Source organism: Hymenobacter arcticus (genome assembly GCF_054779975.1).
In genome coordinates this window covers 123,850-136,122 of the sequence record NZ_BAAGXF010000009.1, presented here as the reverse complement: position 1 = coordinate 136,122, position 12,273 = coordinate 123,850, and the positions used below count along the sequence as shown (strand labels likewise).

12 protein-coding genes are annotated in these 12,273 nt (G+C 60.2%); 6 read left to right on the top strand and 6 right to left on the bottom strand.

Annotation, left to right across the window (positions count from 1 at the left end; all coding sequences use genetic code 11):
- Positions 1-48: 48 nt before the first annotated feature.
- Entirely contained in the window at positions 49-408 is a 360-nt protein-coding gene (locus ACYVGC_RS15905; RefSeq protein ID WP_460584831.1) for a winged helix-turn-helix domain-containing protein, read from the bottom strand.
- 166 nt (positions 409-574) lie between these two features.
- Between ACYVGC_RS15905 and ACYVGC_RS15900 the strand changes: the two genes are divergently transcribed.
- Entirely contained in the window at positions 575-1,489 is a 915-nt protein-coding gene (locus ACYVGC_RS15900; protein WP_460584830.1) for an NAD(P)/FAD-dependent oxidoreductase, read from the top strand.
- 23 nt (positions 1,490-1,512) lie between these two features.
- On the opposite strand, the gene ACYVGC_RS15895 is transcribed toward ACYVGC_RS15900, so the two are convergent.
- Positions 1,513-1,899: a hypothetical protein gene (locus ACYVGC_RS15895; RefSeq protein ID WP_460584829.1), complete on the bottom strand. Its 387-nt coding sequence runs from the start codon at positions 1,897-1,899 to the stop codon at positions 1,513-1,515.
- Between the two features lie 123 nt (positions 1,900-2,022).
- Here ACYVGC_RS15895 and ACYVGC_RS15890 point away from each other — a divergent pair, with 123 nt between their 5' ends.
- Positions 2,023-3,312 (top strand): MFS transporter, encoded by a 1,290-nt coding sequence (locus ACYVGC_RS15890; RefSeq protein WP_460584828.1) that lies wholly within the window; start codon positions 2,023-2,025, stop codon positions 3,310-3,312.
- Positions 3,313-3,395: 83 nt separating this feature from the next.
- Here the strand turns inward: ACYVGC_RS15890 and ACYVGC_RS15885 are convergent, their stop codons facing one another.
- The 4 genes from ACYVGC_RS15885 to glmM form a co-directional block, all read right to left on the bottom strand.
- Positions 3,396-4,763: a PepSY-associated TM helix domain-containing protein gene (locus tag ACYVGC_RS15885; RefSeq protein WP_460584827.1), complete on the bottom strand. Its 1,368-nt coding sequence runs from the start codon at positions 4,761-4,763 to the stop codon at positions 3,396-3,398.
- 76 nt (positions 4,764-4,839) lie between these two features.
- Positions 4,840-5,877, bottom strand: a complete 1,038-nt coding sequence (locus tag ACYVGC_RS15880) for a ComEA family DNA-binding protein (protein WP_460584826.1) — start codon at positions 5,875-5,877, stop codon at positions 4,840-4,842.
- Positions 5,878-5,962: 85 nt separating this feature from the next.
- On the bottom strand, positions 5,963-7,096 hold the full coding sequence (locus ACYVGC_RS15875; protein WP_460584825.1) for a cysteine desulfurase family protein: 1,134 nt from the start codon (positions 7,094-7,096) through the stop codon (positions 5,963-5,965).
- A 93-nt stretch (positions 7,097-7,189) separates the two neighbouring features.
- Positions 7,190-8,584 (bottom strand): phosphohexomutase domain-containing protein, encoded by a 1,395-nt coding sequence (glmM, locus tag ACYVGC_RS15870; RefSeq protein WP_460584824.1) that lies wholly within the window; start codon positions 8,582-8,584, stop codon positions 7,190-7,192.
- A 180-nt stretch (positions 8,585-8,764) separates the two neighbouring features.
- Between glmM and mazG the strand changes: the two genes are divergently transcribed.
- The 4 genes from mazG (at position 8,765) to ACYVGC_RS15850 (ending at position 12,254) form a co-directional block, all read left to right on the top strand.
- On the top strand, positions 8,765-9,592 hold the full coding sequence (mazG, locus tag ACYVGC_RS15865) for a nucleoside triphosphate pyrophosphohydrolase (protein WP_460584823.1): 828 nt from the start codon (positions 8,765-8,767) through the stop codon (positions 9,590-9,592).
- 376 nt (positions 9,593-9,968) lie between these two features.
- Positions 9,969-10,850 carry a MotA/TolQ/ExbB proton channel family protein gene (locus ACYVGC_RS15860; RefSeq protein WP_460584822.1) on the top strand — a complete coding sequence of 294 codons (882 nt, stop codon included), beginning with the start codon at positions 9,969-9,971 and terminating at the stop codon, positions 10,848-10,850.
- A 207-nt stretch (positions 10,851-11,057) separates the two neighbouring features.
- On the top strand, positions 11,058-11,687 hold the full coding sequence (locus ACYVGC_RS15855) for an ExbD/TolR family protein (RefSeq protein WP_460584821.1): 630 nt from the start codon (positions 11,058-11,060) through the stop codon (positions 11,685-11,687).
- Between the two features lie 12 nt (positions 11,688-11,699).
- A complete protein-coding gene (locus ACYVGC_RS15850; RefSeq protein ID WP_460584820.1) occupies positions 11,700-12,254 on the top strand; it encodes an ExbD/TolR family protein in 555 nt (184 codons plus the stop codon).
- The last annotated feature ends 19 nt before the right edge of the window (positions 12,255-12,273 follow it).

Below are 12,273 nucleotides of genomic sequence, written 5' to 3'. Positions count from 1 at the left end.
AGAAAGTTTACCTGCTTTTCATCCTGCTTTTTAGTAATACAGTCTTATTTACTGGTACAGCCGGGCCGTTTCGGCGGCCAGAAACTGCTCGAAGCGCGCCTGCATGGCCCGAAACTCGGCCACGGCCTGCGCGCCGGCTTCGGTGAGGGCCGCGCCGCCGCCGTGGGCGCCGCCCGCTTGGGTGCCTACCAGCGGCTGCCGGGCCTGGGTATTCATGGAACTTACTAAGTCCCAGGCCTTTTTATAGGACATGCCCATCTCCTTGGCGGCCCGCGAAATGGAGCCGGTAGCCGCAATACGCTCCAGCAATTCGAGCCGACCAATGCCGAGGAAGCGGTCGGCCGGGCCTTCTATCCAGAGGCGGCCGTGGGCGCGGAAGGCCTGGTTTTCGGCAAAAAGCTCGTGCATAAGAAATTAGGTGGAAGCTGAGAATACGCAGCCGGCAAGCCGAAGGCTAAAAGTAACCTCCGCAGCCCACCGGGGCCGCAGGGGCTACCTCATAACCTTTCGCCCCCTCTGGCCCTTAGTACGCAGCGCGCCTGTGCTTTAGGGCCGCCTTCGACTGCTTTATTTTATGGACTACGATGTATTGGTTATTGGCGCAGGCAGCGCTGGGCTGAGTGCGGCCCTCACGCTGGGGCGCTGCCGCCGCCGCGTGCTGGTGGCCGATGGCGGTGCGCCACGCAATGCGCCCTCGGGGGCCGTGCACGGCTTTTTGACCCGCGACGGGGTGCGGCCCGCCAAGCTGCTGGCGCTGGGCCGCGAGCAGCTCGACCCCTACCCCACCGTGGAGCTGCGCGAGCTCAAAATAACTAGCCTCAAGCAAGTTGCCGGCGGCTTTCAGGCCACGGGTACCACCGGTCAGGGCAGCGCCTGGCGCGGCACGGCGCGCCGGGTAGTGCTGGCCACCGGCGTCGAAGACGTGCTGCCGGCCCTGCCGGGCTTCCGCGAGTATTGGGGCTCGGGCGTGCTGCACTGCCCCTACTGCCACGGCTACGAAGTGCGTGACCAGCCGCTGGCCATCTACGGCCGCGGCAAAGCGGCCGTAGGCCTGGCTTTGCTATTAACTAACTGGAGCTCAGATATTACTGTAGTTACCGATGGCCCCGGCCATCTCAGCACCTACGGCCGGCAACGCCTGCGTCAGCTTGGCATTGGCCTGCGCCAAGAGCCGGTAGCCCGCCTGGTAGGTGGCCCCGACGGCCTATTGCGCTGCGTCGAATTCACCGATGGCACCTACCTGGAGCGAAAGGCGCTTTTCCTGCACGCGCCCCAGGAGCAGCGCAGCGCTTTGGCCGCCGAAATAGGAGCCAAAATCACGGGTAAGGGTGCCGTATGGGTCGATAAAAATTCCCAAACCAGTATTCCGGGCCTTTACGCGGCTGGCGACACAGTTCCCGGCCAACAGCAGGCGCTCTTGGCAGCCGCGGCGGGCAGCCAGGCCGCCATCTGCCTCAATGAGGCACTGACCAAAGCCCAGCTGGCGTGAGTGGTGCTTTTACCAGCCGTTGCTCACTGCCGCCGCGCCAGCCAGTTATGCGCAGCGGCTTCATCAATAAAAGTGGCAATCTGGCAATCGGTGCTATCGGCTGATATCCTGGCCGTGACGGGCTGCCCGGCCCGCAGCGGCGACACCAGAAAGGCGAGGCGCACGGCCTCGGGGAAGCGCCCGCGCAGGGCGGGAGCGAATATTTGGCCAAACCAGGCGTTCACGCTGGGCTCGGTGAGGTCTTCACGGCGGCGCAGGTCGAGCAGCCAGCGGGCGCAGCCGGCGGCATCGGCGGCGGCCAGCACCAGCTCGTAGCCAGCTTTTAGCTCGCCGGGTGATACTTCGCGGTGCCAGCGCGCAATAAGGGCCGGCAAGTCAGCACGATGGAGCAGGTCGAGGCCGTGGTTCATGGGGCGGCAGGCGGCGCACAACGGCCGGCCAGCTTGCAAGTTAAGCGGTTTTCGCTCACCTTGTACCATACTTTTACACCGCCCGGTAGTTAGTTGGGCTTTCGCTCACCTCCGTAGTTGCCCATGACCCCGAGTGCCCCTCACGACCCCTACGCCGCCCTGCGCATCCCCGATTTTCGACGCTACGTCACCGCCCGAGCCCTGTTTTCGGTGGCCACCCAAATTCAGGGGGTCGTAGTGAGCTGGCAGATTTTTAAGCTCACCAATGACCCGCTCGCCCTGGGGCTTATTGGGCTCGCCGAGGCCATTCCCAGCATCACGGTGTCGCTGTATGCCGGGCACGTAGCCGATTCGGTGCGTCGCAAGCGCATTGTGGTGCCCGCCGTGCTGGTGCTGGTGCTGTGTGCTTTCACGCTGTGGTGGCTGGCCCACCCGTTGCAGGCGGCCCTGCTCGAGCGGGGCCGCCTCAACCTTACCTCGCTGCACGCCACGGTGGTATGGCCCCTCTACCTGGTTATTTTTATCAGTGGCATTGCCCGCGGGTTTCTCAGCCCGGCCCTGTTTGCCTTTATGCCGCAGTTGCTGCCCGACCGCACCAACCTGCCCAATGCCATCACCTGGAGCTCCACTACCTGGCAGGCGTCGGCCGTGCTGGGGCCCGCCATTGGGGGGCTGCTGCTAACGTACCTGAGTATTGAGTTTGCCTACGGCGTCGATTCGGTGCTGGAAGTGCTGGCCCTGGTATTCTTCATCAGTATTGCCAGCCGCGAGCTGCCTCCTATTGAGGGCGAGCGCCTGGGCCTGGCCGAAAGCATTACCAGTGGTATCAAGTTCATTTTCAGCAACCAACTGGTACTGGCTGCCTTATCGCTTGATATGTTTGCCGTGCTCTTTGGGGGGGCAGTGGCGCTGCTGCCCTTTTTTGCGGCCAATGTGCTGCACAGCCCCGGCTCGTTTGGCAACCTGCGCGCCGCCCCCGCCGTGGGCTCGGTGCTGATGGCCATTTTTCTCACGTTTTCGCCTCTCAAGAAAAATGCGGGCCGCAAGATGCTTTGGGCCGTGGGCGGCTTTGGCGCGGCCACGGTAGCCTTTGCGCTGTCCAAAAACGTGTACTTATCCCTCTTCCTGCTCTTTCTCACCGGCGTTTTTGATGCCGTATCCGTCATCGTGCGCTCGACGCTAGTGCACACCTACACCCCCGAGTACATGAAGGGCCGCGTGTCGGCCGTAAACAGTATTTTTATCGGCTCTAGCAACGAAATCGGCAGCTTTGAGAGTGGCACGGCGGCCAAGTTTATGGGTACCGTACCAAGCGTAGTATTCGGTGGCCTCATGACGATGGCCGTCGTTGGTTTCACCGCCTGGCGCGCCGATAAGCTCCGCACCCTGGAAATGGGGGCGGAAAAGAAGTAATTCACAATATACTGATTTACAACAAATTAGCACCCAGTAATGCAGATGCATTACTGGGTGCTAATTTGTTGTAAATCAACTAATCAAGCTACCTCCAGCGCCTTCACGGCACCGGGCCGGCTGGGCTTCTTGCGAGTACGGTTCAGCCACATGATAACGCCCGTTACCGGGAACGTGAGGCTGGCCAGGGTCACCACCAGCGCCAATAGCTTGGTCCAGATGCCGCCGATTTCGCCGGTGTGCAGCGGCTTGGTGAGGCGGCGCAGCTGGGCCCCCGCCGACTGCCGGCTGTAGAGGTGCTGGCCCAGCGCGGCCCCCGTGCTACGGTCCACAAACAGGGTATCGAGGCCCAGCTGGCGCAACGGCAGAGTGCTGGGCGCACTCACCGGCACCGCGGCCAGCGAGTCTTTGGGTGCGCCCACCCGCCAAAACTCGGCGGTGCGGTACGTGGCTTGGCCGGTGCGCAAAGCCGCGTCGTAGGCCACCGTGCGCGGGCTGCCGGCCGCCGCCGACAGGGGCGCGGCAATGCCCACCGTGGGCTTGGTACCCGTAAGCTTAAACAGCCCTTCGGTGGCCCAGCGGTACGACATAATCACCCCCGTGAGGGCAATGCCAAACAGGAACAGCGAGCAATAGAACCCCAGCACGATGTGCAGGTCGTGATTGAGGCGCTTCCAGCTGGCACCCCACTTAATGCGCAGGCGGCCCGTGAGCATAGCCCGCGTTTTGGGCCACCACAGCACAATGCCCGTCGCCGTAATAACGAGGATAAATAGCGCCGACAACCCGCTGAGCGCCTTACCCACTTCGCCGGCCAGCATCCGCCGATGCAGGTCTTCGGCCACCTTGAATACTGGTAATTGCTTTTCCTTCTGCAGCCCCAGCACCTGGCCGGTGTAGGGATTGAGGAAAGCCGTGCTGCCGCGCTCGGGGCGGCCTTTGCCGGGGCCGCGGCCTTCACTAGGACCGCGACCTTCGCTGCGGCCACCTTCACCAGGGCCACGCGCTCCTTCGCTACGTCCACGGCCTTCGCCTTGGCCGTCTCCGATGGACACGCGGCCTTCGCCACGTCCGCTTGCATTAGTCCCGCGGCCTTCGCCACGTTCACCTTCGCCCCGGCCACTACCCTCACCGCGCCCGCCTTCGCCGGGGCGTGCGCCTTTGGCGTTGCCGTCGCGGTAGGTTAGCTCCACGGTGCGGGCCGGGTCGGCGTATACCTTGAAGCCCAGCAGCTTGGCTTTCGGCGTGGCCTGCTGAAACTGGGTGGCCAGCTGCGCCAGCGAGAGCCGGGGCTGGCCAGCAGGCACCGGCACGCTATAGCGTTCACTGTGAAGGGCATGCGTTATTTCTTCCTCGAAAACCAGCACCGTACCACTGAGGCACTGCACGAAGAAAATTAGGCCCGCCGCCAGGGCCAAGTAGAGGTGAATGCGGCGAAAAAATACTTTCATCGAGTAAAGGGCAAGCGAATGAGCCTGCAATTTAGAACGATTTCAAATAACGTCCGAATAATTTATCGACAGACGCCTATTCGCAGCGCACGTAGGGGCGAAGTTTGACGAAGTTCTCCTCCTTCAGAATCTTGATTTGCCGCAGGTCATCGGGCGTGGCAAAGGGGCCGTGCTGCTTGCGATAGGCCACAATGAGGCGGGCCAGCGGCTTGCCCACGTAGGGGTGCGGCCACAGCTCGTCGAAGGTGCTGGAGTTGATGTGTACCGGCCGGGGCGCAAAGCCTGCCGCCACAAACGTGTACTTGCGCAGGCTATCGACCAAGTCGGGCGCATCGCGCAGCACAAATACTTCTTCCAACTGATTTTCAGTGATATACCCACCCAGCTCGGCGCGCTGCTTCACAATGTACTTGGCTCGCCCGCGCCCGATGCCCTTTATCTGCATCAGCTGCGTGGTATCGGCCAGGTTGAGGTCGAAGGGCTGCAAGTGCGCCGGCTTGCGCGGAAAGCGACTGGGCGCGCCCGCCGCATTGGTTTCAAAAGGCGGCCGGCCCGCCGCGTAGCTGGCCGCGCCGCCGCGGGCCGGCATGGCCTCGGGCAGCTGCAGGAAGGGAGCGAGGCGCTGGTACACCGAGTCGGGCAGGCCGTAGATGCGCTGCACCTGGCTTTTGGCTTGGAAGCCCCCGGCCTTCTGGCCGTAGTTCACAATGCGGCTGGCCACGAAGTGCGGCACACCCCGCGCCTCCCAGCCCTCGGCCGAGAGGGCATTGGGGTCGAAGGGTGCGAGGCGCACCTGCGGCACGGCGGGGTAGCGGCTGCCGCCGGCCGCGCCGCCGCGCCGGTTGCGGGCGGGGTAGCGGGCGGCATAGGCCCGGTCATTGGCCGCACGGCCCGAGTCGAGGCGGACGCTGAGGTCGTGGCTCCAGGCGTCGAGCTGGCGCTGGTCGGCGGCGGGTAGATAGATGGGGTCGGTGGGGCGTAGCAGCACGGGCAGCACCGCCGCAGCCAGCGCCCCCAGCAATAGCAGCACGAAGCCCCGCGTTTCGGCCCGCGAAAAGCCGAAGTAGCGCCGCACCCAGCGCCAGGCCGGCCAGCGGTTGCCAGGCAGAGACATAGCAGTAACGAAAGAAAACAGAAAGAGGAATTACCAGCTAAAGTAATTCCTCTGTTCAAATCCTTACGACTATTTCTTCTTCACCTCACTTTTGGTAAAGCTTAATGAGCTGCGCCGCGGCGTAGTCTACCTCCACCTCGGTGTTGAGCTTGCTCATGGAAAGGCGCACGGTGGGGCGGTCGGTGGCGGTGCCCAACGCCTCTAGCACGTGCGAGCCCAACTGCGCGCCGCTGGTGCAGGCCGAGCCACCCGACGCCGCTACCTTGTTGATATCCAGGCTAAAGAGTAGCATTTCGCTGATACTCGACGGCGGCAGGCTCACGCTGAGCACCGTATAAAGGCTCTGGTCAGCTTCGGCCGACAGGCCGTTGAACTGCACATCGGCAATGCCCGCCGTGAGCTGACCAATGAGGCGGTCTTTGAGGCCCTGAATATGCTGCTGGTGCTCAGCTATGCCGTGGCAGGCAATTTCCAGCGCCTTAGCCAGGCCCACAATGCCGTACACATTCTCGGTGCCCGAGCGAATGTTGCGCTCTTGCGAGCCGCCGTGGATGAGCGGCGCCACCTCCACGCCCCCGCGCCGGTACAGGAAGCCTACCCCCTTGGGCCCGTGAAACTTGTGCGCCGAGCCCACCAGAAAGTGGTTACTCAGCTGCTGCACATCGTGGCGGTAGTGGCCCATCGTCTGCACAGTGTCGGTATGAAACACCGCGTCGTGGCGAGCGCATATTTCACCTATCTGCTTGATATCATTTAGGTTACCCAGCTCATTATTGCCGTGCATAATGCTCACGAAAGTGCGCGGGTGCGCAGCCAGCAGCTCCTCCAGGTGCGCCAGGTCAAGGCGGCCCTGGGCGTCGTGGCGCAGGTAACTCAAGGCGGTTTCGCCGCTTTTGGCCAGGGCTTGCAGCGGGTGCAGCACGGCGTGGTGCTCCAGCGGCGAAGTGATTGCGTGCTTCAGCCCTAAGCTGCGCACACTGCCAAAAATGGCGTAGTTATCAGCCTCCGTGCCACCTGAAGTGAACGTGATTTCGCTCGGCGCAGCGTTTATTAACGCAGCCACCGACTTGCGCGCCTGCTCAATAGCCGAGCGCACTTGCCGCCCCGGGCCGTGCAGAGAGCTGGGGTTGCCGTAGTGCTGCGCCAGGTAGGGTAGCATGGCATCCAGCACTTCAGGGTCGAGAGGGGTAGTGGCGGCGTTGTCGAAGTAGGCGTGCATAACGTGATGTGCGGTAAGCTTCAGCTTGCCGTTCTAGATAAAGATTTAGCGCTTTTTCCTTAACACGGCAAGCTAAAGCTTACCGCACACGCACTACTTAGCTGAGATAATTTCCTTGATATCAGCGATAATCTTTTGAGCCAAGTGGTCGGCCGTGGCATTAGAATCCGACTCGGCGTAGATGCGGATAATGGGCTCCGTGTTCGACTTGCGCAAGTGCACCCACTCCTTACCAAACTCGATTTTCACCCCGTCGATAGTGTTTACCGGCTGCTTGGCGTAGCGCTCCTCCATTTTCACCAGCACCAAGTCGGTATCGATATCGGGCGTCAGCTCAATCTTGTTCTTCGAGATGAAGTAGCTTGGGTAGGAGTTGCGCAGGCGGCTCATCGCCAGGCCCGACTTAGCCAAATGGGTCAAAAACAGCGCAATACCCACCAATGCGTCGCGGCCGTAGTGCAGCTCGGGAAAGATAATGCCCCCGTTGCCCTCCCCGCCGATGATGGCGTTGGTTTCTTTCATCTTAGTCACCACGTTTACTTCGCCCACCGCGGCGGCGTTGTAGGTGCCGCCGTGCTTCTCAGTCACATCGCGCAGGGCGCGGGTGCTGCTGAGGTTGCTCACGGTGTTGCCGCCGCCGTGGTAGCCCAGCACGTAGTCGGCCACGGCCACCAGGGTGTATTCTTCGCCAAACATCTCGCCGTTTTCGCTCACCAAGGCTAGGCGGTCCACGTCGGGGTCCACCACAATGCCGAGGTCGAAGCCACCTTTTTCCAGCACTTTGGCAATGTCGCGCAGGTGCTCGGGTAGGGGCTCGGGGTTGTGGGCAAAGTCGCCGGTGGGCTCACAGTGGATTTTCTCGATGGTTTCCACACCCAGCGCCGTTAGCAGTTGCGGCACGGCAAAGCCACCGCTGCTGTTCACGGCATCCACCACCACCCGAAACTTCTTGGCCTTAATGGCTTCGATATCTACGAGCGGGGAGGCCAGAATGGCGGCAATGTGTTCGGCCAGAAAAGTTTCGTCGGTGGCATACTTGCCCAGCTTGGTCACCGGCGCAAACTCGATGCTGTCGCCTTCAGCCAGCGCAAGCACCTGCTCACCCGCCGCGGCCGACAAAAACTCGCCGTGCATATCGAGCAGTTTCAGGGCGTTCCACTGCTTGGGGTTGTGCGAGGCCGTGAGAATAATGCCGCCGGCCGCTTTCTTGGCGGGCACGGCCATCTCTACGGTGGGCGTGGTGCTCAGGCCCAAGTCAAGTACGTCAAAGCCAAGGCCTTGCAGCGTGGCCGCCACGAGGCGACTCACCATTTCACCCGAAATCCGGGCGTCGCGGCCAATCACTATCAGCTTGCTAGTAGTGGCTTGGGAAGCCGCCCAGGTGCCGTAGGCGGCCGTATATTTCACCACGTCGAGGGGCGTTAGCCCCTGGCCGGCCGGCCCACCAATGGTGCCGCGGATGCCGGAAATAGATTTTATGAGGGTCACAATTCGTTGCTTTAGCTTTGCAAAAGTAGGTTGAAGGGCCGGTTGTTTGCCCGTTATCTGTACTTGTCACCCCCGGGAGCATCCCAATAACTGGGCTGGCTGGGCGGCTATTCCACCTGCCTACTCAACGTCTACTGCGCTCAAAACGACCAGTTTCTCCGCTACTTATCGTCATTTTTTATGGATAACCCCCTGCTTGCTCCCTCCCGCCGCCCGGCCCAGCTAGCGGCCTTCGGCCGCCTGCTCGACGTGCTCGACCGCCTGCGCCAGGAGTGCCCCTGGGACAAAAAGCAAACCCTCGCAAGCCTGCGCCACCTCACCATCGAGGAAACCTACGAAATCAGCGATGCCATCCTGCGCAACGACCTGCCCGACCTCAAAAAGGAACTGGGCGACGTGATGCTGCACCTTCTGTTCTACGCCCGCATTGCTGCTGAGCAGGGGGCGTTCGACATTGCTGATTCGCTTAACGCGCAGTGCGAGAAGCTAATATACCGCCACCCGCACATTTACGGCGATGTGCAGGCCGATGACGAAGCCACCGTGAAGCGCAACTGGGAGCAACTCAAGCTCAAGGAAAAAGGCAATACCGGCGGCGTGCTCGGTGGCGTGCCCACCTCCCTGCCCGCCCTGGTAAAAGCCATGCGTATTCAAGAAAAAGCGCGCGGCGCGGGTTTCGACTGGGACGACCCCGCCCAGGTATGGCACAAGGTGCAGGAAGAGCTGGCCGAGTTTGGCGACGAGTACGGCCACGGCCAGCCTCCTGCCGATGCGGCTCAGGCCGAGCGCGCCACCCAGGAGTTTGGCGACCTGCTGTTTTCGCTCGTCAACTTCGCCCGGTTTGCCGGTATCAACCCCGAAGAGGCGCTGGAGCGCACCAACCGGAAATTTATCAGCCGCTTTCAGTACCTCGAAACGGCGGCAGCCCAGGCCGGCCAGGCCCTGCCCGACCTCACCCTGGCCCAGATGGACGTGTACTGGAACGAAGCCAAAACCGCGGGCCACTAAACAAACCCGAAGCGCACGGCTGGTAAAGAATTGATAATGGGCACGAAGCTGCTCGCTAAATCGGTTTTGCGCAGTCAACGCTAGTTGCTCGCAAAATCCTCCTTGTCAACCCCAAACCGGTTTCTTACGTTGGCCCCTCACCAGAAATTCAGCGGGTAAGTCGCCAAGTTCACCGCGTACTTATCAAGCTTGGGCGAAGGAAAGACTACACAAAAAATATTCCATTAAGCCTGGATTTTACTGGCTTCGGCGTAGATTCGGCCCCGAAACTCCTTTTTCCGCTGGTGGCTCCCGGCTTTATAACCGGCCCACCACAAGCCTACCATTTTCTTTTTTACCTTCAACCAACCCCCCACCTCCTACACTAACTGGACACATGGAACAGAAAAATGCTGTAAACCCGGGCGCTCGGCCCGCTGCGCCGGCCGCCTCTCAGGCCGCACCCGCTAAGAGCAGCGGTGGTGCCTCGCTGTTTTCGGTCATCGTTATCATCGTTGCCTTTATCGCCAGTCTGGTCATCTTCAAGTTTGTGCTTGGCGACCCGAGCCACTTCCTGGGCGGCAATCCCGAAAACAACCCGAAGCCTGGTGACTACCTCGGCATTGTTTACAAAGGGGGCGTTATCGTACCAATTCTGTTGACGATGTTGCTCTGCGTAATCACGTTCTCGATTGAGCGTGCCCTCACCATCTCGAAGGCCAAAGGCAGCAAAAGCATTGAGTCGTTCGTGCGTGGCGTTCGCCAGAAGCTGAACAGCAATGATATTGCTGGTGCCATCGCCATCTGCGACCAGCAGAAGGGTTCGGTTGCCAACGTAGTACGCGCCGGCTTGAAGAAATATCAGGAAATGGGCCGCGAAACCACGATGAACACCGACCAGCGCGTATTGGCCATCCAGAAAGAAATCGAAGAAAGCACCGCCCTGGAGCTGCCGATGCTGGAAAAGAACCTCGTTATCATCTCCACGCTGGCTTCTATCGCTACGCTGGTAGGTCTGCTCGGTACGGTATTCGGTATGATTAAGGCCTTCTCGGCACTTGCTCAGGCCGGCAACCCCGACGCTACTGCCTTGGCAACGGGTATCTCGGAAGCACTTATCAATACCGCCCTCGGTATCGGTACGTCGGCCGTAGCTATCGTAGCCTACAACTTCTTCACCAGCAAAATTGACGAGCTGACCTACAGCATCGACGAGGCTGGCTTCAGCATCATCCAGACCTTCGCTGCGCAGCACGGCGCCAAAGGTCAGGAGTCGTAAGGAGCTGCTGGCACAAAAAAAGGGGCGGAGGCGTTTTGCCGTCCCCGCCCCAATTTTTTTTTCGGGTACCGTGTGCAATCGGTACGCAGTCGGCATCAGTACCAGTGAGCGGCTTCCGCTTGGCTTCTTAGCCACCGGCCCGCTAGTGGTAGCACCGATTTAATCCCTTGCATTTGGCCCGTCCAGTCATTTTAACTTCTCCCGGCAATGCCTAAAGTAAAACCGCACCGCACCTCGCCGTCACTCGATATGACGCCGATGGTCGACCTGGCCTTCCTGCTGGTAACATTCTTTATGTTGACCACGCAGTTTCGCCCCGATGAAGCTGTGGTAGTGGACCCGCCGTCTTCGACGTCGGACCTGCGCGCCCCCGATAGCGACATCCTGACGCTGATAGTTGACTCCAAAAAGCGGGTCTTCTTCGGCTACGATAAGGCTCCTATCAAGGAAGCCATCATCAAGGAAGTAGGTACCAAGTACGGCGTTAATTTCACGCCCACCCAAATTAAGCAGTTTGCGCTTCTCCCCAACTTTGGGGTGCCGATTGCTCAATTGGGTAGCTACCTCGACAAGGATACGGAGCAACGCAAGGCGCTCAACCCCACGCTTCCCGGCATTCCGTACGACTCGCTCAACAATCAGGTGATTGACTGGGTAGTAGCCGCCCGTAAGGCCAACGCTTCGCTGTTCCAGAAGCCTACCTACTTGGTTATCAAGGGCGACGGCGACGCGGATGTAAAGACCATCCAGACGATTATCAAGGTATTGCAGGAAAAAGACATCAACCGCTTCAACCTGCAAACCAGCCTTGAGATGAAGCCCACGACCGTAAACTAACCTTTTTGAATCATGGCAGAAATCCAACAAAAAGGCGACTCCGGTAAGGGAGGCAAGAAACGGGCAAAGAAAATGTCGACCAAAATCGACATGACGCCCATGGTAGACCTTGCCTTCCTGTTGTTGACCTTTTTCATGCTCACCACCACCTTTGCCAAGCCCAACGTGATGCAGCTCACGATGCCGGTGAAGGAGAAAAACCCGAACCCCGAAGAGCAGACTAAAATCAAAGCGTCGCAGGCCGTGACCATCATCCTGGCCCCCGATGATAAGGTTTTCTACTACTTCGGTCTGAACGAGCCTAATGACAAAAGCGTAGCTGTACCCGAGATTAAGGTGACCGACTTTTCGGCCAACGGTATCCGCCAGGTGCTCCTCGCCCGTCAGAAGCAAGAGCCAGAGCCTATCATTCTTATCGAGCCGTATGTCAACGATGGCAAGCAGGCAAAATATAAGAACATGGTAGATATCCTGGACGAGATGAACATCACCAATCAGAAGAAATACGCCCTGATTGACATCGCGAAGAAGGACATTGACCTCATTAAAAAACAGAACCTGCTATGATGGATAATGCGCAGCTAGC

Bases quoted from the DNA above. Each gene is read 5' to 3' on its own strand.
- ACYVGC_RS15905 (WP_460584831.1), bottom strand. From the start codon at position 408: ATGCACGAGCTTTTTGCCGAAAACCAGGCCTTCCGCGCCCACGGCCGC.
- ACYVGC_RS15900 (WP_460584830.1), top strand. From the start codon at position 575: ATGGACTACGATGTATTGGTTATTGGCGCAGGCAGCGCTGGGCTGAGT.
- ACYVGC_RS15895 (WP_460584829.1), bottom strand. From the start codon at position 1,899: ATGAACCACGGCCTCGACCTGCTCCATCGTGCTGACTTGCCGGCCCTT.
- ACYVGC_RS15890 (WP_460584828.1), top strand. From the start codon at position 2,023: ATGACCCCGAGTGCCCCTCACGACCCCTACGCCGCCCTGCGCATCCCC.
- ACYVGC_RS15885 (WP_460584827.1), bottom strand. From the start codon at position 4,763: ATGAAAGTATTTTTTCGCCGCATTCACCTCTACTTGGCCCTGGCGGCG.
- ACYVGC_RS15880 (WP_460584826.1), bottom strand. From the start codon at position 5,877: ATGTCTCTGCCTGGCAACCGCTGGCCGGCCTGGCGCTGGGTGCGGCGC.
- ACYVGC_RS15875 (WP_460584825.1), bottom strand. From the start codon at position 7,096: ATGCACGCCTACTTCGACAACGCCGCCACTACCCCTCTCGACCCTGAA.
- mazG (WP_460584823.1), top strand. From the start codon at position 8,765: ATGGATAACCCCCTGCTTGCTCCCTCCCGCCGCCCGGCCCAGCTAGCG.
- ACYVGC_RS15860 (WP_460584822.1), top strand. From the start codon at position 9,969: ATGGAACAGAAAAATGCTGTAAACCCGGGCGCTCGGCCCGCTGCGCCG.
- ACYVGC_RS15855 (WP_460584821.1), top strand. From the start codon at position 11,058: ATGCCTAAAGTAAAACCGCACCGCACCTCGCCGTCACTCGATATGACG.
- ACYVGC_RS15850 (WP_460584820.1), top strand. From the start codon at position 11,700: ATGGCAGAAATCCAACAAAAAGGCGACTCCGGTAAGGGAGGCAAGAAA.